23 protein-coding genes are annotated in these 22,931 nt (G+C 45.2%); 7 read left to right on the forward strand and 16 right to left on the reverse strand.

All coding sequences use genetic code 11. The features are described 5' to 3' along the window. Positions 1 to 10 precede the first annotated feature (10 nt). From M1D30_RS07455 to M1D30_RS07465, 3 genes are read left to right on the forward strand one after another with little or no spacing between them, the layout of a single operon-like run. A complete protein-coding gene (locus M1D30_RS07455) occupies positions 11 to 985 on the forward strand; it encodes a CdaR family protein (protein WP_248502532.1) in 975 nt (324 codons plus the stop codon). A 4-nt stretch (positions 986 to 989) separates the two neighbouring features. Continuing rightward, complete coding sequence (coaE, locus tag M1D30_RS07460) at positions 990 to 1,550, forward strand: dephospho-CoA kinase (protein WP_248502534.1); 561 nt, start codon at positions 990 to 992, stop codon at positions 1,548 to 1,550. Positions 1,551 to 1,556: 6 nt separating this feature from the next. Continuing rightward, positions 1,557 to 2,003, forward strand: a complete 447-nt coding sequence (locus tag M1D30_RS07465) for a DUF5606 domain-containing protein (protein ID WP_248502537.1) — start codon at positions 1,557 to 1,559, stop codon at positions 2,001 to 2,003. A gap of 24 nt (positions 2,004 to 2,027) precedes the next feature. Here M1D30_RS07465 and M1D30_RS07470 read toward each other — a convergent pair whose 3' ends face one another. The 14 genes from M1D30_RS07470 to M1D30_RS07535 form a co-directional block, all read right to left on the reverse strand. Then, positions 2,028 to 3,908: a hypothetical protein gene (locus M1D30_RS07470; RefSeq protein WP_248502539.1), complete on the reverse strand. Its 1,881-nt coding sequence runs from the start codon at positions 3,906 to 3,908 to the stop codon at positions 2,028 to 2,030. Beyond that, positions 3,877 to 4,473, reverse strand: a complete 597-nt coding sequence (locus M1D30_RS07475) for a BT4734/BF3469 family protein (protein WP_248502541.1) — start codon at positions 4,471 to 4,473, stop codon at positions 3,877 to 3,879. Before M1D30_RS07475 ends, M1D30_RS07470 begins: the two co-directional genes overlap by 32 nt. Before the next feature lie 41 nt (positions 4,474 to 4,514). Beyond that, positions 4,515 to 4,853, reverse strand: coding sequence for a hypothetical protein (locus M1D30_RS07480; protein WP_248502543.1), 339 nt, complete (start codon positions 4,851 to 4,853; stop codon positions 4,515 to 4,517). Between the two features lie 200 nt (positions 4,854 to 5,053). Then, positions 5,054 to 6,412, reverse strand: coding sequence for a hypothetical protein (locus M1D30_RS07485; protein WP_248502545.1), 1,359 nt, complete (start codon positions 6,410 to 6,412; stop codon positions 5,054 to 5,056). Positions 6,413 to 6,457: 45 nt separating this feature from the next. Next, positions 6,458 to 7,291, reverse strand: a complete 834-nt coding sequence (locus tag M1D30_RS07490) for a nucleotidyltransferase (RefSeq protein WP_248502547.1) — start codon at positions 7,289 to 7,291, stop codon at positions 6,458 to 6,460. Further along, a complete protein-coding gene (locus M1D30_RS07495) occupies positions 7,266 to 8,234 on the reverse strand; it encodes a type IV toxin-antitoxin system AbiEi family antitoxin (RefSeq protein ID WP_248502549.1) in 969 nt (322 codons plus the stop codon). The genes M1D30_RS07490 and M1D30_RS07495 overlap by 26 nt, the downstream gene beginning before the upstream one ends. A 181-nt stretch (positions 8,235 to 8,415) precedes the next feature. Next, a complete protein-coding gene (locus tag M1D30_RS07500; RefSeq protein ID WP_248502551.1) occupies positions 8,416 to 8,757 on the reverse strand; it encodes a hypothetical protein in 342 nt (113 codons plus the stop codon). 42 nt (positions 8,758 to 8,799) lie between these two features. Continuing rightward, positions 8,800 to 9,177, reverse strand: a complete 378-nt coding sequence (locus M1D30_RS07505; protein ID WP_248502558.1) for a (deoxy)nucleoside triphosphate pyrophosphohydrolase — start codon at positions 9,175 to 9,177, stop codon at positions 8,800 to 8,802. Positions 9,178 to 9,443: 266 nt separating this feature from the next. After that, positions 9,444 to 9,992, reverse strand: a complete 549-nt coding sequence (locus tag M1D30_RS07510; RefSeq protein WP_248502560.1) for a very short patch repair endonuclease — start codon at positions 9,990 to 9,992, stop codon at positions 9,444 to 9,446. Between the two features lie 62 nt (positions 9,993 to 10,054). Further along, on the reverse strand, positions 10,055 to 12,247 hold the full coding sequence (locus tag M1D30_RS07515; protein ID WP_248502562.1) for an LlaJI family restriction endonuclease: 2,193 nt from the start codon (positions 12,245 to 12,247) through the stop codon (positions 10,055 to 10,057). Further along, positions 12,244 to 14,103 carry a hypothetical protein gene (locus M1D30_RS07520; RefSeq protein ID WP_248502564.1) on the reverse strand — a complete coding sequence of 620 codons (1,860 nt, stop codon included), beginning with the start codon at positions 14,101 to 14,103 and terminating at the stop codon, positions 12,244 to 12,246. Before M1D30_RS07520 ends, M1D30_RS07515 begins: the two co-directional genes overlap by 4 nt. A gap of 2 nt (positions 14,104 to 14,105) precedes the next feature. Further along, a complete protein-coding gene (locus M1D30_RS07525; RefSeq protein WP_256466166.1) occupies positions 14,106 to 15,134 on the reverse strand; it encodes a DNA cytosine methyltransferase in 1,029 nt (342 codons plus the stop codon). A gap of 547 nt (positions 15,135 to 15,681) precedes the next feature. Continuing rightward, entirely contained in the window at positions 15,682 to 16,419 is a 738-nt protein-coding gene (locus M1D30_RS07530) for an HNH endonuclease (RefSeq protein ID WP_248502566.1), read from the reverse strand. 128 nt (positions 16,420 to 16,547) lie between these two features. Beyond that, positions 16,548 to 17,957 (reverse strand): P-loop NTPase fold protein, encoded by a 1,410-nt coding sequence (locus tag M1D30_RS07535; protein ID WP_248502569.1) that lies wholly within the window; start codon positions 17,955 to 17,957, stop codon positions 16,548 to 16,550. A 163-nt stretch (positions 17,958 to 18,120) separates the two neighbouring features. On the opposite strand from M1D30_RS07535, the gene M1D30_RS07540 reads away from it, so the two are divergent. Continuing rightward, entirely contained in the window at positions 18,121 to 18,336 is a 216-nt protein-coding gene (locus M1D30_RS07540) for a hypothetical protein (protein ID WP_248502571.1), read from the forward strand. Positions 18,337 to 19,719: 1,383 nt separating this feature from the next. On the opposite strand, the gene M1D30_RS07545 is transcribed toward M1D30_RS07540, so the two are convergent. Both M1D30_RS07545 and M1D30_RS07550 read right to left on the reverse strand, forming a co-directional pair. Then, positions 19,720 to 20,085 carry a HigA family addiction module antitoxin gene (locus tag M1D30_RS07545; protein WP_248502578.1) on the reverse strand — a complete coding sequence of 122 codons (366 nt, stop codon included), beginning with the start codon at positions 20,083 to 20,085 and terminating at the stop codon, positions 19,720 to 19,722. Beyond that, positions 20,078 to 20,395: a type II toxin-antitoxin system RelE/ParE family toxin gene (locus M1D30_RS07550; protein WP_248502583.1), complete on the reverse strand. Its 318-nt coding sequence runs from the start codon at positions 20,393 to 20,395 to the stop codon at positions 20,078 to 20,080. The genes M1D30_RS07545 and M1D30_RS07550 overlap by 8 nt, the downstream gene beginning before the upstream one ends. A 163-nt stretch (positions 20,396 to 20,558) precedes the next feature. On the opposite strand from M1D30_RS07550, the gene M1D30_RS07555 reads away from it, so the two are divergent. The 3 genes from M1D30_RS07555 to M1D30_RS07565 all read left to right on the forward strand — a co-directional run bounded on the left by M1D30_RS07555 (position 20,559) and on the right by M1D30_RS07565 (position 22,861). Beyond that, on the forward strand, positions 20,559 to 21,014 hold the full coding sequence (locus tag M1D30_RS07555; RefSeq protein WP_248502585.1) for a helix-turn-helix transcriptional regulator: 456 nt from the start codon (positions 20,559 to 20,561) through the stop codon (positions 21,012 to 21,014). Between the two features lie 231 nt (positions 21,015 to 21,245). Next, positions 21,246 to 21,425 (forward strand): ORF6N domain-containing protein, encoded by a 180-nt coding sequence (locus M1D30_RS07560; protein WP_248502587.1) that lies wholly within the window; start codon positions 21,246 to 21,248, stop codon positions 21,423 to 21,425. Positions 21,426 to 21,529: 104 nt separating this feature from the next. Then, on the forward strand, positions 21,530 to 22,861 hold the full coding sequence (locus tag M1D30_RS07565) for a transposase (RefSeq protein ID WP_248502589.1): 1,332 nt from the start codon (positions 21,530 to 21,532) through the stop codon (positions 22,859 to 22,861). Positions 22,862 to 22,931 lie beyond the last annotated feature (70 nt).

Here is a 22,931-nt window from a genome sequence, read left to right on the forward strand (position 1 = left end):
CACTTTGAAAATGCCGGGTATCATCCGTACAGTCAGTAATTTCCTGTTTAGCACCGCCAACAGGGAGTTACTGATTTTTTTGGCCTTTCTGCTCCTCTCGGGCAGTTTCTGGCTCACGATGACCCTCAACGAGACCTACACGCGCGAGGTCACCATCGGCGTCCACATCACCCATGTGCCCAAGAACGTCATCATCACCTCTGGCCAGAACGACAGCATCCGTGTCACCATCAGCGACAAGGGTTTTAATCTGCTCCCTGTCATCTATGGTCTTCGTCGTCAGCACCTCGAGGTCGACTTCGAGCGCTATGCCGAGGCACATGGCACTGGCCGCATTGCCAATACTGACCTTCGCCGCCTCCTGGAGGCCCTTCTGCCGGCCTCCGTCCGTGTCGAGTCAGTCAAGCCCGATAAGCTCACGTTCTTCTATAACTACGGCGAGCGAAAGAAGGTGCCCGTGGTTCTCCAGGCGCGCATCACGCCCCAGAACATGTTCTTCATCTCGAAGAAAGAGCTGTCGCCCGATAGCGTGGTCATCTATGCCTCGCGTCCCAAGCTCGACAGCATCAAGCATGTGAGCACCGAGATCATCAATCGCACCGACGTGCACGACACGCTCGTGGTCAACACCCGCCTGCAGAGCATCCCTGGCGTAAAGATGGTGCCCAACAACGTCACCGTCCGCGTCTATGCCGACGTGCTCACCGAGGAGAGCATCGACAACGTGCCCATCGAGGGCATCAACATGCCCAAGGGCAAGATCCTGCGCACATTTCCTGCCAAGGTCACCGTCCGCTTTGTCACAGGCATGAAGAACTACCGCCGACTCACCCAGAAGGATTTCCTCGTGGTGGCCGACTATAACGAGTTCAGCAAGAGTCCCTCGAGCAAATGCGCCATCACCCTGCTCCAGAAGCCCGATGGCGTCACGCGTGCCACCCTCTCGGTCACGCAAGTGGACTACCTCATCGAAGAACAGTATTAACAATATGAAGATAGCCATCACAGGAGGCATAGGCAGTGGCAAGAGTTATGTGTGCCGACTGCTCGAAGCACGTGGCATTCGCATCTACGACTGCGACAGTGCCGCCAAGCACCTCATGCGCACCTCGCCACAGATCCGCCAGCAGCTCACGGCCCTCATCGGTCCTGATGCCTACCTTGCCGATGGCCAATTGAACAAAGCCTGCGTGGCCCAGTTCCTCATGGCGTCCGAGTCCAACAAGCAGGCCATCAATGCCATTGTCCATCCTGCCGTGGCCGAGGATTTCACCCAGAGTGGCCTGCAGTGGATGGAATGCGCCATTCTCTATGAGTCGGGCTTCGACCATCTTGTCGACAGCGTCATCGCCGTCACGGCCCCCCTCCCTGTGCGCCTCGAGCGCATCATGCAGCGCGACCATATCAGTCGCCAGTCGGCCCTTGCCTGGATCCACAAGCAGTGGCCCCAGCACGAACTCCAGCAGCGTGCCCAGTTCGAGATCGTCAACGACGGCCGCCCCCTGGAGCCACAGATTGAACACATTATTAATAATATTATAAAAGAATAGACTATCATGCAACAAACAATTTTAGCTATCGCCGGAAAGCCCGGCCTCTACAAACTCGTTTCTCGTGGCAAGAACAACCTCATCGTCGAGGCCCTCGATGCCACCCACCGTCGTCAGCCCGCCTTCGGTTCCGACCGCATCACCTCGCTGGCCGACATCGCCATGTTCACCGATAGCGACGACATCCCCTTGATGGATGTTCTCGAGAGCCTGAAGACCCTCGAGAACGGCAACAAGTCGGCCATCGACTACAAGAAAGCCAGTGGCGACGACCTGCGCGAGTATTTCGCCAAGGTGCTGCCCAACTACGATCGCGACCGTGTGCACACCAGCGACATCAAGAAGCTCATCCAGTGGTACAACATCCTCATCGAGAACGGCATCACCGACTTCAAGGAGGAGATGAAGCCCACCGAGGGCGACAATGTTGACGACCGCAAGGACGCCGAGTAAAAAGTCGAACAACCCCCTTTATTTTTAGAGGATAGAAACACCAGTCTTGCGATACAGGGCTGGTGTTTTTCCTTTCTCCTCGCGAACCTTCTCCACCAGTCGGTCGCGCATCAGCCTGCTCACCTTAGTCCTGGCCGACTGAATACCACTCAGGTTAAAACATCGCACCACATCCTCGCACGAAAACTCCTCTGGCAGTCGCTTAAAGGCCTCAAAGGTCTTCTGCTTGCGCTTCACGTTCACTGAGGCCTCCTTCAGCTTGTTGTCGAAGTAGTTCTCGGCCATAGCCCCAAAGAAGTGGCGCTGACAGGCATACTGCATGTTCACAATCAGCTCGGCCAACTGCCAATCCACCTCGTCCGTCTCAAACGCCCCACACCAGTAAGGGCCGTCCTGCTTCATCTGGTCCCAGTGGCGCATCACGATGAACGGTGCCGAGCAGTTCACCCCATGATAGGCACAGCGTTTCAGCAGCATCTCGTCGGCCTTCGAGTCGTTCTCCTTGGCGTCCTCCATGCGTCGTGCCGTCCATTCATACAGCTCGTCCACAATCTTCTGCACCGTCAGTTCGCCCTTCATCTTGTCCAGTTTCTCGGCCCAGGCCTTCAGTCGTTCGTCGCTGTCCAGGTCCACGTTCGCCTCGCGGCTCATCATCTCGAAGTTCGTGGCCGGCAGGGGTATGCACGTCAGTCGTGTGGCCAGTCCGCTGCCAAAGTTCTGCTCGTTCACCATCCTCTTCAGGGCAATGGGCGTACCCGTATAGATGTAGTTCCACACCACGAAAAACTCCTGAAACACACTGTCCACGTTCGAGTACGCCTGACCGTCCTCCTCGTTGTGAAAAGCCTTCAGCTGCAGCGCCTGCTTGTCGATATAGGCCCCACCCTTCTGCAGTGCCAGCGTGTTGTCCAGCTCCGTGTCAAAAGTCAGCATGTGCAGTTGCATCTCCTTGCCGTCCACCTGCTCCTTGGCGTTCACCATGTCCTGAATAAACTGCGCGTTCGATGTTCGTGCAGGGTGAATCCTCACCACCACCTTCGGCTTCTTGGGTTTTTCCTTGTTCGCCCCCTTGGTGCGCACCTGTTCACGATAGGCGTTGATGGCATCCTTGCCCGCCTGGTCGGCCGCCACGATGGGCGAAGCCAGCAGCTTAAAGAGTCTGGTTGCAAAGCTCTTACCACTGGCAGGGTCGCCAATGATCAGCGTCGAGTTGTTCAGTCGTCGCAGCTCCTCCGGTCGGTGATAGAATCTGTAGGTGCAGCGTGTCATCAGCGTCATCATCAGTCCGCTGGCCACGAACAGCGCCGCTGGATACTGGTTCCTTTTCAGTCCCTTACAGATGTCCCTCAGCATGGGGTAATGCGGCATCAGTGCCTCAATCTGCTCGCCCCAGTCCCAGAGTTGATGGTCGAGGTCTGAGGTCTGAGGGCTGACATCCTCCTTCAGACCTCCTCCTTCTTCCATCATCCTTCTTCCTTCAAACATCTCCAGTATCTCCCTCATCATCTTCGACAGCCCTTTGGGCGGCTCCTTGCAGGCCGAGTCCACGATGCTCTTCAGCTCCTGCTCGTCCAATCCCAGCCGAGGCATAATCGCCATCAGTCGCTCGCGTTTGTTGTCGCAGATGGCCCTCAGGTTCACTGCCAACTGATACAGCTTCACGTTCCTCTCGCCTTCCTGCGGCTCGCCCCCATTCCGCTTCCACCACTCCGCGATAATGTCAGAATACGGAATGCCTTTGAAGTAAATTTTCGAACACGGATTGTCTTTGGGGTTTATTTTCGAACACGGATTATTCGGATTTGACGGATCATCCGTTCTATCCGTTAGATCCGTGTTCGTTTCTTTCGAGCAACCATTGCGATAATCCTCGTCATACCGCTCCCCCATACTCCTTGTTCTCATACGTAAACAGCTCGTTGTCCAGAAACAACACATCCGTTTCCTTGCAGATAAAGCTCATCCTACTGGCGTCCTTGCAACTCTCGTCCACCTCGACGCCCAGCACTTTTGCCATCTCGTGCTGATTGTCAATCAAGTTGCCCCACTCCTTGCGCGCCTTAAACACAATCTTCAGTCCCTCGCCGCTCGGCGTCACATAGACCAACAAGATAGACCCACCCCCGGCCCCTCCCTGAATGGAGGGGTTAAACAGTTCTGGCAATTCCCTGCGCCATTTCTCATACAACTCACGAGGATTATGGACATGGTCAATATCCATCACCACCAGTCCCGTCAACCTTGTAGCACTCTGTTTGCGCCATCGTCCCAACTTCCCAGTCTTCGATGCGGTCTCATCAAACGTGGCCTGAAAGATAAAGGCCGGCAGTTTTCGTTTAAGTGCGGCTTCATGTGTTTCGCGAAACTTATCAATGTTCTCATTCCATTTTGGCGCCTTCAACAGTGCCCAGAACTGCGCCTCGTCCACCGGCTGTGTTGGATTACTTAAATTCTTCTGATAACAAAACATACTAATTATCCGTTTTATCCGTTAAATCCGTGTTCGTCTCACTAGCAGAACACAATTTCATCCAGCTTCTTTTCTACCATCGCCTGCTTCGCATCCTTCGTGTGTTCCTCCAGCAGTCCCATCACCTCAGCCGCATCATACTCCTTAGGAAAACTGCCAAACACCTTTACGCGCTGTACCGACTCCTTCACCCACCCCCAGGGCAACTTCTTCACCAGTCGGTCCTTCTCGCGCGCCCGCTTGGGGCTCTGTCTGTTGTATGCTTTAAAGGTTAATTTTCCAGAGTCCCCATCAACAAACAGAACCCCCTCTACGCGCTTGCCATTGGTCAAGTTGTTCATCAACTCCATGGCATTCATCACTAATACATACTTTTTCATGGTTTTTCAAATGTGTTTTTAAATAAAAATGCAATATTAATACTTTTTGTTATTTAATGTTATGTCTAAATGGTCATTGTTTTAATTGACGATGCAAAGGTACAACATTGCCGAAGCAAATGCAAGAAAAAAATCCGGTCATTTCCGAACGGTCGGAAATGATCGGAAATGACCGGAAATGATCGGATTTTGTTCGACTTTTATAGCGCCTCGAACGCTGCTTTCATCGTTTCGAAGTCGTTCCCACTGTATGGCTGGTTCTCAGGTTTCGTATAGTCACTGTACGACGACTTCGACTTCAGTTTCTCCTTGCCAAACTCGCCCCTGAACTCCTCCCATGTGGGTCGTCTGATCACGCCAGCATCCATGGCTGCACGCACAGGCATCAACACGTCCTTGGGCTTCGTCTTGCCCTCCATCAGTTGCGCCAGCAGGTGCACCACCTCGTCCACCTTCGCTGCGTTCACCACGGCCGGAGCCAGCGCCTTCTTCGACTTCACGGTCTTCAGCGGTGCCTTGGGTTTCGACATCACGCCATGCCTCTCCAATGCAGCATAGTCGGCTGCCGTCATCGGCCTCATCTCTATGTCCATCTTCCTGCACGCCAGTTCCCTCAGCATCAGCAGCGTCACGATGGCATCCAGCGCCTTGCGAGGCGTGTTCATATAATAGAGGCGCGACAGCACCACGTCGCGCTGCCCCATGTCGCCATACAGTCCGCCAGGCATCCTTCGCAGTTGCTCGTCCAACCGTTTCAGACCCTCCAGCGGCCGTCCCTCGTTGTCCAGCCACCACTGCATCCACAGGCGCTGCATCTCCTCGCTCTCCAGTCGCTCCGTCCACCATTGCGATGTGCGTTCAATCAGGGCCATGCGTCCGCATATCGACGTACGCTGCTCCTTCAGCGGCTCGTTCAGTCGCCTCACCTCCTCGCGTTGGGCGTTCTCCAGTTGCGCAATGAACTGCGTGCGCGCCTCACGCGTCTCCCTGCTCAGGTCGTGACAGCTGCCCTGCATCCACAGGCCCAGATACGTCCTTAGCTCCTCCAGGTCCGCCTCGTCCACGTTGCCCCTCAGCATGTTCTTCAGCATGTAGTACGCCTCCATCTCAGTCAATATCTGCTGGTGGGGCGACAGTCGCATCAGGTCGTCCTTCAGCCACATGCTCCAGTCGATGGTCGACGACTGCAGGGGCAGCATCTCCTTCAGCTCTTCCGCCTCCACACACACCATCAGCCAGCCATGTTCCCTCACGGCCACCTCTTCGATGTGCGCAAACAGGATGGGATCCTCGCTCTGCGCCAGCAGACTCTTTACTTTGTTCACACACTCGTCGGCCACGCGTCCAATCCTCTTTCCCCTCGAAAACGCAATCACGCAGTCAGGGTTATAATGGTTACTTGGGTCAGCCAGCAGCGACACCACAGGTCTCTCACTCTCCAGTTTTCTCAACATCGCGCGTGTCTTCTCGTGCATCTCCTCCGTGTCGGCCATCCTCCTCTCCTCGGCCTCAGGGTTTGCCGCATAATGCACGCCCGATATCCTAAATCTATATTTCATCAGCATTTAGTTAAGTACCACCTCTCAGTTCTCAGTTCTCAGTTCTCAGTTCTGAACTAAACGTTTAACAAACAGTTCCCAAGCCCGATACACAGTATCATAATCTTTCTTGCTTGATTTCATTGATTTCTGTATAAGCAAACTAGTTTCCTGCTTAGTCAGTTCTTTTTCAATGACATCTCTATAGTATGCTTTTTCCTCATCCGTCAATAGTAAAGAAGCATCCATCGCCAACATATAAGCTCCTGAGACAAACGGGTCAGCGTCTTCAACGGCATCGTAGACCTCAGTATAAGCTGGTTCTGTGCAATTTGGCACGTAGTAATTGTCCACAAGATACATCATGTCATCCATATCGTTGTCTTTTTCAAGACCACGGTCAATCCATGCGTCCAGCTTTGTAACAAACAAACCTGCAGTAGTTGGAATCTTGAATTCAATAGCCGCATCATCAACCTTTACGTTTACACACTCTTTCAACACGGATTCAAAGCCTCTTACTGTCATCTCCGGACTCGCCTCTGGTGGCCAGTAAATCTTGGCGCCATCTTCACTCAACTTTCCAAAAGGCACCACGTCAAGTTCAAAATCCTTATAGTAGAATCTTTGTTTTCTAACATTGTCCTTCTCAAAACCAGAACTTATCAGCAATTCCTGTATCTTCATGAAACTATCCCATGATTCAACAGCAATGCTAATATCCAAATCTCGTGTTGTTCTTGTGGAAAGATCAATATCCAGTGCTATAGAAAGCATGTCTCTTGCTGCGGCTCCAATTACAAAGAAATCCTGATTCCCAAGGCACTGGCATAACTTTTTGAGCGTTTCAAATTGTTGTGGTAGTACAAATTGGTTACTTTGTATATGTAAGTCTTTCATCTCTTATTCTCTTTGCTGCTTCCAGACAGCGGCTGTTGTTTTGATTAATCAGGTCTGCATAGAACAGTATGGCAGAACCTAACTCACTTAGTTTTCCCTCCCAGAATTTCTGATAGAAAATAATATCACCTTCTTTGTTAGGAACCATGGCCTTCGTCTTCACTATTTCTCTGACAGGGAGCTCTGTGTAAATACAGAATTCTGCTGGTGTCATATAGCCATTCATCAGGTATGCTCCAGGATCTCCTCCCCAAATCATGCCTTCTGGCAATGAAACTTTTTGCCACTCTTTATTTGATATAATCCACGAAGCTCGCCCTAATTGCAAAGCTGATCTTTGTGATTTATTGAACAAATCCACCCAATCTTCCAACAGGCGTTCTCTATCCTTAATAAATTTGTTCTTGCCACTAGAAATAATATAGTCATTTGCCTCCAAGACATCAATTACATGTTTGACAGTTCCATTAGATGAACCAGATTTTGATGCAAGATTTCTGATAGACGGAATCTGTTCGTCTTCCAAGGTCAGAATACTAAATAATACTTTGAAACCCGATACCTTGAAATTCATTCCCTTTTCTTTGTCAGGAAGGGTTTTCTTATTCCCAGTTATGTGGATAAACAACCTATCTTTCACCTCGACAAAACAATTGCCACTTGTATCAAGGACGTTTATATCCTGCTCAACAAGTCGTTCCATTGCCGTGCTGCTAATATATTCAGCAACAAGCAGATTGGTGCCATTGCTTTTGCATTGGTTAATAATAGAGGGAATTTGTGAGCTCTTGACATATTGTTTGATTTCACATCTGAACTTTATTCCAGAAATATCAACAAAGCCATTGCTATCCCCATTGGGACACACCTCAATCCTTATGCGTTGACATTGATTTCTGAGATTCTCAACAGCACTCTCCAGTATTTGACGTTCTTTAATCATATGGCCAAGTGTTCAGTTTTAAACCATTGTTCAGTCCGGCTGAACATTATACTTTTGCTGAACACGCTGCAAATATATAGTTTTTTCTTCAATTCAGCAAGTCTATTGCACAAAAAACATACTTTTTTATGCAATACAGCGTATAAAATGCATAAAATAGAGACTTTTCAGCCCTCAGACATCAGCCTTCATCCTTCTCCTCAAGCACATAGTACGTGCTAATATCATTTACTATGCCAGATTTAATCCCACTCAAGTTCTTCACGATAAGTCTTTTCACACTCGGACTCAAAACCTTGATGTCAATCACCTCACCAACTAAACCATTCGATTTCCTCTGAACCAGATCCCCAATCATCGCCTCTCTAATCACCCTATTATAATTGGAAATGTCGAAATCATCGTTCTTCGATACTCTTTTCTTATATTTACGTTTAGGAGGGAATATCTCCTCCTTAACAGCCAGGTATAAATCCGGCCTTAGTTTCTTCAAATCCTCTAATGTTGCTATGCTAATATCCATACTTGTTTAATTTTTTGCCTGCAAAGATACGAAATAATCCGCTTAGATCTTCCCCACCACTTCTCTGTCAGCCGGCAGCCAGTCCACGCTGTCCAGCTCGTCCATAGCCAGCCACTTCGCCGCCTCATGCTCCTTCAGCGTCAGCTGTCCACTCTCCACGTGGCACCAGAAGCAGTGCATGGTCAGGTAAAAGGCTGAATAATCCCATTCCACCGTCTGCACCAGCCTTTCCACCACGATCCGTGTTTCCAGCTCCTCCCAAATCTCGCGCTTCAGCGCCTCCTCAGGCGTCTCCCCAGGTTCCATCTTTCCCCCAGGAAACTCCCATCCGTCCTTATAGTCGCCATATCCACGCTGGGTGGCGAAGATGCGCCCCTCCCCATCATGAATAATCGCTGCAACAACCTCAATCCGTTTCATATCCCTTTTCATATAACATCCGCCCTCAGACATCAGACATCAGACATCTCACATCCGCCATCAGCCTTCTTTTTTCCTGCAAAGTTACGAAATAATTTGCTTAAAAGTTTGGTACTTCAAAAAAAAATCATAATTTTGCACCCAAGAAACATTTGTGAGCGTTTTGCTAACATTTGATTTTTGGTTTCATTAAATTAAAAAAATTAATTATTAATACAAGAACTGGCACGTCGTGATGACGAGCCAGTTTTTGTTTTATTCCTCCATCAGACATCAGACCTCTCTTCTGCAGCTTTCAGCCCACTTCCTTCTTCCATCATCCATCTCACATTAGCCCTCGCACCATGGTCCTGCAGCCAAATATGGTTCAGCGTAAACGCGATGGCATCCAGCGTCTCTTCACGCTTCTGAGGCCTCAGCTCACACTCCCACACCGTGATGCAGTGCCATCCCATCTCAGCCAGCCTGCGCTGTTCCTCCCTGTCACGTTCCTTGTTCCTGCAGATCTTCGCCACCCAGAACTCACGGTTCGTCTTAGGAATCTTACAGCATTCAGAGTTCGCGATGCCCTCAGCCATCACACCTCTTCCATCAAACATCACCTTGTGTCCATGCCAGAAGCACCCATTTACAAAGATGCACGTGCGATATTTCCTCAGCACTAGGTCAGGATGCCCAGGCAGCCGCTTATGGTTCAGCCGATACCTGAATCCCCTACGCCACAACCCTTTGCGCACAATCATCTCAGGCTTCGTGTCCTTCGACCGAATCGCCGCCATGTTGGCATGTCGTTGTTGGGGAGAGAGTTTATCCATATTATATTATCAAAAGAAAACGTCAGTAACTCGAAGCAATTCTTAATCTGTCGCTCTGTTACTTATAAGTCATTTTTGCATCTTGCTAACTCAGAGAAAGGAACAGCTACTGCTCCTTTGTCATGACCAGCATTGTCTTTTCCATACTGATTCAGCAAGTTCTTTATTTTATTCTCATCGAAGCTCATCTTTGCAAAGTCGCCCTCTACAATTTGCTTTTCAATAAAGAATACCAGATAGAAATCGTGACGAGGATTCTTGTAGCCATCATTAATCATGTCTTGCTTGTCCCATACACGAACGCTGTTGGGTTTCAGGGCGAACTTGTATATACCATCCTTACCATAAAGTAACAAGAATCGCGCAGCACAAACACTTGACGACAAGTCTAGCGAGCCTCCATCTTTTCCAGAACGAACATTATAATGCTTCTTGTTGAGAATCCACTTAAGTTGTTCTTCGCTCCTATAGTATCCAAGTAACACATAGTCGTCCACCATAAACTGCAAGTCTGTAGGTGGTGGCAATTGAGGCTCATTTCCCAAATTATAATTATCGTCAATGTCAAAATCAGCCCTTAGCATGTTTACTAGACTTGCCTGTTCAGCACTCAATGTATGTCTGCCATTAGGGGTGTGAAGCGCTAAAGTCAAAATACCTTTATCTTGGAATGGCGTGAACACTTTACCATTGAGCTGACGAAAATGCTGAGTCATATAGTCATCCAAGACTACGCCTCTTGAACGCATTGGGTAGAAACTGTACTCATCTTCCAACACCTTACGTATTTCCCTACGGAACTGTGCTCTCACCTCATCTTTCCATTCTGCTTTCTCTGCTTGTTTATTACGAGCATATAACGATATCACAAACAGGAAATTCACATTATAGCGTGAAAGCAGCATAGTATCACGGTCAAACAATCGATCCTTGAATTGGAACTTGATTTCAGGATTTCTCTTGCCAGTTATCTTAGTGAGCGTTATCTCACGATGGTTATAACTGTAGTCGTCCTTTTCCATTGCTGCGCTGATGAAGAAGTTGGGAATGATATTATATCCCTCCGTCACATCATCCCTAAGTTTTATCTCTGGGTCAGGAGTATTTTCGTCCATCCACAAGTCAATGTTATACTGCACAATATTTCGTGCATAGGTGTATTGTTTATAGATAGACGTGTCACCCAGAGAACCACCTATTTTATAATACTTACTATCTCCAATATAGTAAGTTCGCTGTTCTTCATCAGCTTCTAACAGTCCTGGGTAGGTGTAGAGATGGTCTACCAGTTTTCCATCTTTCTGGTCCTTGAAGTCCTTTGGCAGATCATCTTTACTGTCGCCAATCAATTCATCTATAATGGCCTCAAATACCACATAGAAATTCTTTACGAGCAGGTACTCTTTCAGTTCGGCACTTGTGGTGATCTCAGTACGATGGGCAAAGAAAGCATAGCAGAGATTCCATAGCTCCAGCATCTTGTCTGAGAAATACTTATATTTGATTTGGCGTAAACGAACAACTCCTCTACCTTTCAGATAGCTTTCAAATTTTGAGCCTGTAATAAGCGGAAATCCAACGGTTATATCCACATGGAAGCCATATGTCTGACTAATATAATTGAGTATACTATAGTAGATAACAAGTAGCTCCTCGTCAAAATTCACTTGACGCCTTTTATTCACAGGATTAATATATACAGGCTCATCATTTTGGATGATAGCAGCTGAGTGGTTGATCGTTCGCGTCCAATTGATTTTATTGAAACCTGAATGAAGGTTCTTAAGGATAAAAGTGATTAGCGACTGGTTATCCTTGTTGAACTGAATCAAAGAAAGCAGTATGTCCAACAATGTGTTGGCACGTTTCTTCAAACCACGTCCCACCTGCGATATCTTGCGATGATATACGATGTCGCTATCTTTATGCAAACGCTGGTACACATCTACAGCTCTATATATCCATACTGCAAACTCATAGAGGAATCTTCTTTCCTGGTCATTCAGTTTACAGGTATCCATATGGATGATATCGTCAGGAGCATACTTTGAGAACACCTTCCCTTCCTCATTCATCAAAACCTTAGGTAGAATGAACACAGTATCGCCTTTGCCGCCATTCAGTTTGGGGTTGTAGAAATAGCCCACATAACTGAGCGACACTAGCCCTTCGACATTTTGCAAAGCATCTACGCCTTGCAGCACATCGCGCACCAATGCGGCATCATACTGACATTCCTCTACAAGAATTTTCATGCAAACAAATCTTGTGGTTTGTTAAGCTTTTCTAGTTTCAGATTAATCAGCACTTGTTCAGCCATTTGCTCATCCAACTCTTGCCCTTTCTTAAAGAAGTCTTTGAAAGCAATTGGTTCATTACTATTAGGCTTTCTGAATGCATTTTGGCTCTCGTAGTCATAGTCCTTGAACACATCAGTCCAAAGGTAGAAATAGACTTTGTTCACTAGCGTTTCTGCATCTATCTCAGTGCCTTTCGCCTTTGCAAAGAAATAACCTAATTGCTTGTCCTCACTATGCGTTAGATCAAATACCTCTTTATTTATAGCTTCCAAGAATTGATACCAATCGTATTCATTTCCATTGACCTTTATCTTCCAACCCTTTTCAGCATTCTCAATGGGCAGATATTTCCAGTCCCAACGACGCTTGAAAGCAGAGTCAATTGGGAACAGGCTTTGGTCACTTGTATTCATCGTGGCCCAAATGTGAAGGTTGGAAGGGAGAACCAATTTCTTACCATCCTTTACACCTTCAGGAAAATCTGTACGTGTACTACTTTCTAATTCCTTTGCAATATAGTTGCCAAGGTCTGTATCTGCATCAATAGGATATTCAGAATTCCCATCATCACCACGATCCAACAATTGGAACAAATCACCAAATATCTGAGCGCAATTGCCACGATTGATTTCCTCGATTATAAGATATACATCTTCTGTTGTACTCCAAGCTTTAACATAAGCATTAGTAAAGGCCTGTGGAGTAAACATGTATATAATCTTACCGTCTTCTTCTTTGTTAAGATATTCCTGACCAATAGCGACTCCTTTTGAAACCTCAACACCATATGCCTCTGTAAACCCACAAGCAAGCAATATCTGCTTTATACAATTAGCATCGAGATCTTTTAATGATCTCCAATACTTTGCTGCAAATTTATGGCAAGGATATGTTACCCCAGTATTCTTGATTTCTTTCAGTTTTACAGCCAATTCTTCTGCAGAATATATTCTGTCCTTAGACTTCATGCTTGGCTTATAGCAACCAACAAATGTCGAGTAATCGCTATCTGGGTGGAATGTAGTTCTCACCACAGCTCTACCTTCCGTTTGCTCTTTTATCTCATGAGACTTTCCTGTTCCTGGTGCACCATAGAAGATTCGCTGAAGAGATTTAATACTGATTTCGTCACGATTATTATCTATCTCTTTTTCTCTATCTCCATAAAGTGAAAAATAATTAGATTGTAGAATTAGTACATAATCAGTAATTTCCAGTCCTGCATATAAAGTTTGAATAAATGGGCCACGACTTATTTCCCCAGGTGCAGCAGCGAAGCCACCTTTCTTTGCATCTATATTATTCTTACTCGTATCAACATCACAGTCAGCTAATTCCATCTTTAACAATGATTCCGTATACAATGAATCCGAAAATTTTAAAGACTTGGGTTGTTTATTAAAACTGTTCGAAATGACATTCATAGGAATATTGAATTCTTTTGCGAACATAGCAATAATATCCTCGTTCGAAATATTATCAGCGAATGCTTTTCTACGATAAGCCCAAGCTATCACATCATAGATATTAGGAGAATAACTTCCTTGGTCATTGAAATAACGGTCCCATTGGTTTGAGAAAACGACATATAGAGTTCGGCCGCTTTCGTAGTATTTCTTTGTATCGGATAAATTGAAAATATCTTCAAGGAAATTAGATACGATAGTCGTATCTACTTCATTTGGCACGGATGGTCGTATACTATTCTTACAGCCTTTCAACAATGCCAAATATCCCCATGACTTGTTAGTCATACAATTTTGGAATCCTTCATAGGCATTCACCACAGTTTCAATTGAAAAGTACTTCATCGCTACTCGATTTTATTGTAAGTTTGAATCATTTCCTTCATAATTAACTTGATGATCGGAACACTCACTGAATTTCCCAACTGATGATACGCTTGTGCATCAGAAACGGGAAATTTAAAATCATCAGGAAATCCTTGTAGTCTTTGAGCTTCCAATACAGAGAGTTTTCTTCTAATATCCCACAGTTTAGGTGTCCTGTTGGCGATAATCGTTGAGGCATAGGTATCAAGACATGAATAGAATGCTTCCTGAATTTGTGTTTTGGCCGCATCACCAACATGAAATCTCAATGACCCATCAGGCTTCTGAAAGGAGTATACACCATACTTACCTTTTTTTGTATGAGGCGCATATTTGGAATTATCGTGCTTGACTCTATCGCCTGGTTTAGCAACAGAAAAATGATAATCGATTCTATCTAATTCGAACTGAGGGAGCTTTAACGATGGATTGTCATCATTTAAGTCGACAATGTCTCTTAAAACAGGATGTCCTCCGATAGGTTCTGGCCAAGAGAAATCAACGTCTTTACGGAAAGCTACGCAATACCAACGTTCTCTTTTTTGTGGCAAGCCATAATCGAGAGAAGAAAGTATTTTCCAATGGGGGAAGTACCCCAATTCCTTTAACTTCTCAATAATGGTATTCAACGTCTTTCCATTCTCATGAGATTTCAAACCCTTCACATTCTCCAAGAACACCATTGGTGGTTTATGGTACTCAAGAATCCTGCAAATATCAAAGAACAATGTTCCTCTTATCTCATCATTGAATCCAAGTTTTTCGCCAGCATAACTGAATGGTTGACAGGGAAATCCCGCAGCGAGAATTTCGAATGAAGGAATGTCTTTTGCTTCTATTTTTTTAATATCACCTTCTGGAATTTCGCCAAAATTAGCTTGATAGGTTAATTGTGCAAACTTATCATTATCGGAAGAGAAAACACACTCTACATTATTATCTTCCATAGCAAGTCGAAAACCGCCAATACCACAGAACAAATCTATTCCTTTATATTTTTTCTTTGACATGAAAAACCCTCTCTTCGTTTTCGAAAAAAGGGCGTGGAAGAAAGATGCGTTTAACCAAGGCTTACGACGGCCCCACATCAGACAACAATCTAACTGTCCACGCCCGTATGAGCGCAAACATCCAATTGCTTGTCCAACTGATGTGTTCCTTTTGTCGTAATTCTGGTTAATCAGTCAAAACAAGGATGTCAAAGACTCTATATTATTCCTTTATTGTTATTTGTCTTTCGTTGTCCGCAAGCACCCATTACGAACGTTTAATTATTACTATCTAACTACAAAAAGAAAACGTGAGTGCTTACTCCTCCTGTTCGACTATCACGGCTATCAAGGCTTCAGAAAAGGTTTAGTAACGTATTCTAATTGCAGTGCTTTCATAATGGCTCAGCACATCTCAACGCACATCACAGCCACTATATTTAGATTGCAGCTACAAAGATACAAATTTATTTGTAAATACTAAAACGAACAGGCTTTTTTTAAGTCAAAATTAACGAAAGTCATATTAAAGATTATATAGTCACAAGAATATCTTAAATTGTTTGCTTCAAATTCCTACAAACACATGATCTCTGTGATATGCCAAGAAATTGCGATTGGGCTCATACATCATTGGCATAGTTATCTTCTTGCCATCGATGCCACCAAAGTGTCTTTCAAAATACTCTTGCGACCCATAATCTCGCAACGCAGAAGACAGCTGGACTGAGTAGTCATCTGGCGAGATGGTCATAAGGCCTTTGTCAAAAGCTTTATCATAAAGAGCAGACAAACAGATGCCATTCTCTGGACTAAGTTTCTGCTGCGGTTTGCTATCTGACCATGGAATGATGTGACTGGCCAGCAACATTTGTGGCACACTAATTCCTGTCAGGGCACAGCGGCCGCCATAGTTAGCGAGTATCATGTGACGGAAATATTCCTGGCCTTTTCTTCGTTTCGTAACTGATTGAATATCTTCACCTTCCTTGGTTATGTCAAAGTAATCAGTGAGCTTCTTCGAAATCTTTTTTGGATTCGTTTCCAAGGCTACGAGCTTGTCAACCTCCACCACTTCCCTCTCATATTCTGCATACTTCTTCAAACTCTTCAAAGCTGCTGAGCAGAAAGAATTAAGTGGATAGCTCCTTTGGTTTGGTCTGCCATAGGTGTCAAAGATATTCTGCTGACGATTTCTCATCTTTTTCACTTCTTCTTTGACCACACGTATAACCTCATCAATAGCGGCATCAGGCAGTTCATAAAGTGAATGTCCCTCTAGGTCTATCTCTTTATGATATGGCAATACCTCTTCGAGAATCGTAATGGCTCGAGCATAACTATCAGCCTTCCCAGAATTCTCTGGTGAGATCCTCGTATTGAAATCTATAAAACCATTCTTATCCATGCCATTATTGTTTAATATGATATATTTTAGTAAGTCACAAATCCTTGTTCAAGCTCTATCCTTTTGATTAGAAAATGCAATGGGGTATTCGCCCATCCTATTCGATATTTTTTGAATGAAAGCGTTTCATCAAAAAATCTTTGATCAATACACGTTGTTTTAAGAACGCTTGCCATATTATTCTTAGGATCAATAATTTGCTCGCGTTCAATTCCGTTAAAATTAAGTGTATACATATAAACTAACGATGCTATCGTATGAGCCATCTGCCTCCATGCTGTGTTTTCAACATCCATCACTAACAACTCTCGTGGAAAATAACTTTCCAACTCTGTTAACAGTTGTTGGGCAGTAAAACTGGTATCAACAATCTGACGATATAGTTCAGGCTTCACAATTTTAAGATAGCACAGCAAGAAATAAACATCAGGTATAATATAGTTATTTTTTCCAAACTCCATTAAAGCCAATCGGGTATGAGCCATAACCTTATCTATAGTACGAAGGTCTATCTTGGACGAGGATAATAATATCTTTGCCATCTGCAGAAAATTATCACCTTCAGATTGGAACTCAGTATTATGTTTTCTATCCTTATTACCAAATACCTCATCAAAACAATAAAAATGATAGAGATATTGACAGAATTCCTCACGATCTGGCTGCGGAAGCGAATATTCAATGTCAATAAAACGACGTAAATAGTTGTCAGCATCAATATTTGCGCTACCAAAATACCCCTGCACGGCATAACCAAGTTGCTTCTTATTGATAGACAAGACAAACACAACGTTAGGAATATCAAACAAATGCTTAATACGTTCCAATACATGTACAGAGAAACGAGGATTACATCTATCAAGTTCATCCACGAAGAAAACAACAGGATAATCCTCCGTTGTGTTTTCTGCAATATAATTTTGCAGGGCTTTACGAAATTCCGCAAACGAGGTCTTTTGTTTCGAGAATTCCTCTATATCGTCTTTCAGCAACTTTTCAATCTCATCAGCACCTGCTTCAAATGCATCAGAATCTATCCCAAGTTTATTCTTTACTATGGTCTTTACTGCCGACGTTGCTGCGCTTGTCAAAACTTTAGCTCCACATGCAACGACATTATTCCATTTGCTCGATTGTGGCGACAATACTTTCAATTCTGCAAGCAGCGCTATCAGTGGATCTGAAACATAATCGTTCTCCCAAGCATTAAAATACAAAGGATGAGCATGTTCTTTTTCCATCTTCTGCATAAGCATCCTTACAAAGGTGGTTTTTCCCATTCCCCAATCACCATTTAGCGCAACCACACAACCCGTATCGGAATACATCTTCACCAATGAGCAGAACGTATCCGCACATGATTTCCTGTTCAGCTTATCATTCTGAAAAGGGTTGTCATATGGTATTTCTATTTCAGGCAGTCTGTTTCTTAGCATATATTTATATCGTCTTTAGTTCTGATTGCAAAGATACATAATTCCAATGAAATATATGCATTTATATTTATATTTTCTCTAATCTTTCCTAATTCGATCTAAACTGATCTAAAATATTCGCTCGTCTCGCCCAGATCTTCTACCTTCGCACGAAAAAAAACAAATGAGTAATCCAGCATTTATGTCTGTCTGCCTGGTGGGCGACAGAAGGCAATTAAGGTCGCTGTATGGGAAGATGCTGCGACTGCAGAACAGGAGGGAGCCGTTGGTGGAGGCTGTATATGCGGCCATCGATGCGTTCGACGAGGAGAACGACGACATGGATGCGTATATCAACCTGAAGGAGTTTGAGGTGGTGGGGCTAAATGAGTTATGCTGAAATGAAAAAACGAAATGATATGGGTGTAGGGGTGTATGGGGTCACAGGTCAGTCCTTGTTTTTAAGCGACCATTCCGATGCCGAAATGATATGTATTGTATTGCCGTCAATCTCAACATCGCGTGTTTGCGAGAAAGCTATAAGCGTAAGATTATCACATCTAAACTCCGCTAAAATGCAGAAAAATCACATCTAAACTCCGCTAAAATGCAGAAAAATCACATCTAAACTCCGCTAAAATGCAGAAAAATCACATCTAAACTCCGCTAAAATGCATACAACGATCTCGACTTTTGCTTAAATTGGGGTATGGAAAATGAAAAAACGAAATGGTTTGCCGGTTTGCCGGTTTGCCGGTTTGCCATGCAATGATGACAGAAGGACGACAGGACTGGGTGCAAGATGTCAGAAATATATCAAATAATGGTTTGGGGTATTTTCGGTTTGTGGCAAACCGGCAAACCGGCAAACCGGCAAACCATTTGGAAAATCGATATTTTTATGGCGCATCAATGAAAAGGGATATATATATTCTATATTTAATATATATTATAATATATATAAATATAGTTATTATACTACCCTCCTTCACGCTCCCTATCATGAAAGTGAAAAAACCAAATGGTTTGCCGGTTTGCCGGTTTGCCGATATGCCATAAATAATTATACATGTAAAGAAAAAGTGCTAAAAATTGGGGGTCTGAGAATGGACAAACTAGAGCGGCGAAAGGGGTGTTTTTGGGGTGTTTTCGGCTTGATTTTCGCCCATTTTTGACCCCTATCGATTTTACGATGCAACGGAGGCTGAGTTACACCCTAACGGAGCCTGTTTTACATGGTAACTCAGCATGAGTTGCAGGGTAAAACAGGCTCCGTTGCACCCTAAACGAATATGCGAACGCTTTCTGATTCTTTACACTTTTGGAGGTGTTTTTATAAGCCTCTAACTATCAGTATATTAGTTATTTGCGCATATTTCGCCTGTACGCGCGCAAAAATTTTTTGGTGGAGAATTTTTAAATCTCAGAGGGGCTTTTGTAAGGAGAATTGAGGGTATGTCCCCCCATGTTTTTCTCAAAAAACTTGCAAATTGGCCAAAAATTTTGTACCTTTGCACCCCGAAATGATCGAACATAAACAAAAGACATGAGAAGCGGAATCGGCTCAAAATTATGCTTCAAAACGTATTTTTTAGCTCAAAATGAGCCGATAATTGGAAAATATTACGTATTTTTGCACCGAAAGAGCTTAGTTTTGGCAAACCGGCATATCGGCATATCATTTGGGAAAATGAAAATAAAAAGAATCCCTGGCCTGCATGGTGGCAGGTCAGGGATTTTTTGTTTTGATGGGACGGCCTTTGCTATGACATCTCCATATTGCTCAGAAGACGCAGGCCCAACCAAACTTACGGACTAACTCCTGAAGGAGATTACGATCGCGCATGGGAATGGTGATGGAAACGGTCTGGCGCTGATTGTCACGCTCAGTGATATTGGCTGTGTCGAGGTCGTACTGCGTCTGCATGTTCATCCAGATGTCAGCAGAAATGCCAAGGGCTTTCTCTAAAGCAACAGCAACACTGAGCGACACGCTGCGCTTGCCATTGATGGTCTCGCTGAGCACAGAGGGCTTGATGCCTGTCTCTGCTGCCAACTGCTTCTGGGTCATGCCACGTTCCTTGAGTTCGTCCTTAATCATTTCACCAGGATGTGTGGCAACGAATGGGGTTAATACTTTCTTACTCATAATGCTTCGAAATTTCAAATAACAATGCATTTACAATGATACCTGTATCATCAGGTGAACTGTAGAAGAAAAGGCGATATTGGGCATTTATCCATACGACATCAACACCATTGAGATCGCCTTTCTTTTTCTCGTAGTGGAGCGACTTGATTTGAAAGAGGTCCTCTAGTCGGTTGACAGCCTTAATATAGTTGACCACCTTGATGTATTGTTTCACAACGTCCTTTGAAAGACGCTTATATTGGTGGTCTTGGGTCTTGCCATTGGTGTAGAGTTCCTCTAAAGCCGCATTTTCAAATTCAATATTCATTGTCTTATTCCATGTCTGACGGGTGCAAAGATAAGAATAATTTTGCGAATAATTATCATTTTTGCGAATTATTTTATGGTTTGATAGCAAATATTTGGAGGAATCAACTTTTATGTTTATTTTTGCAGCAGATTTATAAACGAAGAAGAAAAGGAATCTGTTTATGAAGACTAACGCTATCATGGATGAGGTTCGAAGTACAATCTCGCCAGAAATGAAATTGCAGATGGAACTGTCTGTTGCTATCGCAAACCGTATCTACGATATCCTTGAGGCAAAGGGCATGTCGCAGAAGGATTTTGCTCGCCTGATGGGTAAGACTGAGACAGAGGTGAGCAGATGGCTTTCTGGTACTCATAACCTGACGATGGCTACTATCTGCAAGATTTCAGCAGCCTTGAATGCTGAAGTGGTGAAGGTGGCCGAGAAAGAGAATCCTGCACCCTTTATGGCTGTGCAGACGCAAGCCTTGAAGGAATTCCGTGAATTCAAAAATATGGTTGCTGCCAGCGACAGACCTGAGCTCACACTGGACGAAATTAATGAGGAAATTCGACTGGCGCGTGAGGAAAGGAAAGCGCGTTTATTGCAATCGAAAAGCGAATATAAACAAGAATAGTTTATTTTTGACAGTCGATTGTTGTGCAGCGAGATGGCCATTGCTAAATCCCTACCCATATCGGCATATCGGCATATCATTTGGAAAAATGAAAATAGAAGAAGGTGGCTGTCATAAAACGGCCACCTTTTTTAGATAATTTTTTTTCAAAAATAATTAATCCGTTTAGGCTTAATAAGTGGATTTTTGTATCTTTGCAGTCAGAAAATTTAAACTGCGCAATAACGACAAATGGCGAAGAAAGGTAAGAAGATTGAGGACGAGTCAAAGAAGGTGGTCGCAAATTGCGACCAGTCCAAGATGGCTGAGATTATTAAACCGTTACCAATTAAAGATTTTAATATAGAGAGTCTGATTCGTACCGTCAGAGGACAAAGAGTAATGTTTGATTCTGACTTGGCGATGCTATAATCATAGATAATCATCAGGAGGGAGTTTTGATGTCGCAAATTGCGATATCAAAACCTAAAGAAAGACGTGGAGGAACTGATAAAAGAGGAGAAGGCTGAACAACGATGACTGAAGGACAATGGAAACGGAGGCCGGCTGACCCCATGAGGCACCACCGTGAAAACGGATGGGACTATAAGGGGCGTGCTATCTATCATTTTACGCTGCCTGTGGAGGATCGCTATCCGCTGTTTGGAACACTGGCGGGCGAGAACGCAGAGACGGCCTTCGTGAGGCTGAACTCCTTTGGTCGTCGTGTGTATGCGATGCTGAATGGGCTGCCGCTGTTTTATGCTGAAAGGGGGTTCGCCCTGAAGGTGCTGGCGCTGAAGGTGATGCCCGACCATGTGCATCTGGTGATTCAGGTGCTGGAGCAGCTGCCGCAGAGCATCGGTGCTGTTGTGCGTGGGTTCAAAAGCGGCTGCACAAAGGTGTATAAGGAGATGTATATGAGCAGCGGCGAGAACGCCGCTGGAGTGAATGGGAACGAAAACGGGCACGCCGCTGGAGCGCAGGGCAACGGGCGCGCCGCTGGAGTGAATGGGAACGAAAACGGGCGCGCCGCTGGAGCGCAGGGCAACGGGGGCGCCGCTGGAGTGAATGGGAACGAAAACGAGAACGCCGCTGGAGCGCAGGGCAACGGGGGCGTGCAGGGCGAGGGCAACGGGCGCGCCGCTGGTGTGGATGGCGAGGACGCGCCCATGCATTTCGCTCGCATTTTTGCGAACAGGGGCAGCATCTGGGAGCAGAACCCTGCTTATTATCATGAGCGAATACTGCATGCGCCTGGACAGCTGCGACGAATGATTGACTATGTGAAGGACAACCCACGGCGACTGTGGATAAAAAGGCACAACCCTGACCTTTTCCGTTTGCATAGGCAGACAGGGGTCGCTGGACTGCTGTTCACTTCAATGGGCAATCATTTCCTATTGGACTGGCCTGACAGACAGGTGGTGGAGATATCGCGAAGCGCCACTGACGAGGAGGTGCAGGAACGACTGCGAATGGTGCTGGCGGCTGCGCATAATGGGGCTGTTACCTATACAGCGGCTATCAGCAAGGGCGAGCAACTCATCGCACGAACGATGCGAGAACAGGGCTATCCGTTGGTGGTGCTACTCAACGCTGGTTTTCCAAAGGAGGGGTCGCCACACGAGCGTTTCTTCAAGCCTGGTGGGGTTTATTTCGAGGCTTGTTCTAGGGGGCAGTTATTGCTGCTTGAACCTACTGAGCAGGCTTTCCTGGACAGTGATATCCAAGCGGCTGTCGAAGAGACGTTGATGCGCAAGGCAGAGGCTCGACATTTCACCTACGCCCCTGTTCCAGTGACCTCGCAGCGCTACCGTTTCGTGGCGCTCAACGAGATGGCGAAATGGATCCAGTTATATAATTAAGAGAAGATTCATTTGGATTTTTAATTTTTCAATTATACAAAAAAAAGACCCTGGCTCCTCATCCTATTGC

The organism is Prevotella sp. E15-22, from assembly GCF_023204875.1.
In the GTDB taxonomy this organism is placed as follows: Bacteria; Bacteroidota; Bacteroidia; order Bacteroidales; family Bacteroidaceae; genus Prevotella.

Excerpts from the sequence above, each read along its gene's own strand:
- M1D30_RS07465 (WP_248502537.1), top strand. The coding sequence starts at position 1,557 with ATGCAACAAACAATTTTAGCTATCGCCGGAAAGCCCGGCCTCTACAAA.
- M1D30_RS07520 (WP_248502564.1), bottom strand. The coding sequence starts at position 14,103 with ATGAAGTACTTTTCAATTGAAACTGTGGTGAATGCCTATGAAGGATTC.
- M1D30_RS07535 (WP_248502569.1), bottom strand. The coding sequence starts at position 17,957 with ATGCTAAGAAACAGACTGCCTGAAATAGAAATACCATATGACAACCCT.
- M1D30_RS07515 (WP_248502562.1), bottom strand. The coding sequence starts at position 12,247 with ATGAAAATTCTTGTAGAGGAATGTCAGTATGATGCCGCATTGGTGCGC.
- M1D30_RS07480 (WP_248502543.1), bottom strand. The coding sequence starts at position 4,853 with ATGAAAAAGTATGTATTAGTGATGAATGCCATGGAGTTGATGAACAAC.
- M1D30_RS07495 (WP_248502549.1), bottom strand. The coding sequence starts at position 8,234 with ATGATTAAAGAACGTCAAATACTGGAGAGTGCTGTTGAGAATCTCAGA.
- M1D30_RS07560 (WP_248502587.1), top strand. The coding sequence starts at position 21,246 with ATGGCGAAGAAAGGTAAGAAGATTGAGGACGAGTCAAAGAAGGTGGTC.
- M1D30_RS07565 (WP_248502589.1), top strand. The coding sequence starts at position 21,530 with ATGACTGAAGGACAATGGAAACGGAGGCCGGCTGACCCCATGAGGCAC.
- M1D30_RS07525 (WP_256466166.1), bottom strand. The coding sequence starts at position 15,134 with ATGTCAAAGAAAAAATATAAAGGAATAGATTTGTTCTGTGGTATTGGC.
- M1D30_RS07485 (WP_248502545.1), bottom strand. The coding sequence starts at position 6,412 with ATGAAATATAGATTTAGGATATCGGGCGTGCATTATGCGGCAAACCCT.
- coaE (WP_248502534.1), top strand. The coding sequence starts at position 990 with ATGAAGATAGCCATCACAGGAGGCATAGGCAGTGGCAAGAGTTATGTG.
- M1D30_RS07455 (WP_248502532.1), top strand. The coding sequence starts at position 11 with ATGCCGGGTATCATCCGTACAGTCAGTAATTTCCTGTTTAGCACCGCC.
- M1D30_RS07510 (WP_248502560.1), bottom strand. The coding sequence starts at position 9,992 with ATGGATAAACTCTCTCCCCAACAACGACATGCCAACATGGCGGCGATT.
- M1D30_RS07540 (WP_248502571.1), top strand. The coding sequence starts at position 18,121 with ATGAGTAATCCAGCATTTATGTCTGTCTGCCTGGTGGGCGACAGAAGG.
- M1D30_RS07550 (WP_248502583.1), bottom strand. The coding sequence starts at position 20,395 with ATGAATATTGAATTTGAAAATGCGGCTTTAGAGGAACTCTACACCAAT.
- M1D30_RS07555 (WP_248502585.1), top strand. The coding sequence starts at position 20,559 with ATGAAGACTAACGCTATCATGGATGAGGTTCGAAGTACAATCTCGCCA.
- M1D30_RS07500 (WP_248502551.1), bottom strand. The coding sequence starts at position 8,757 with ATGGATATTAGCATAGCAACATTAGAGGATTTGAAGAAACTAAGGCCG.
- M1D30_RS07470 (WP_248502539.1), bottom strand. The coding sequence starts at position 3,908 with ATGAGAACAAGGAGTATGGGGGAGCGGTATGACGAGGATTATCGCAAT.
- M1D30_RS07490 (WP_248502547.1), bottom strand. The coding sequence starts at position 7,291 with ATGAAAGACTTACATATACAAAGTAACCAATTTGTACTACCACAACAA.
- M1D30_RS07505 (WP_248502558.1), bottom strand. The coding sequence starts at position 9,177 with ATGAAACGGATTGAGGTTGTTGCAGCGATTATTCATGATGGGGAGGGG.
- M1D30_RS07545 (WP_248502578.1), bottom strand. The coding sequence starts at position 20,085 with ATGAGTAAGAAAGTATTAACCCCATTCGTTGCCACACATCCTGGTGAA.
- M1D30_RS07475 (WP_248502541.1), bottom strand. The coding sequence starts at position 4,473 with ATGTTTTGTTATCAGAAGAATTTAAGTAATCCAACACAGCCGGTGGAC.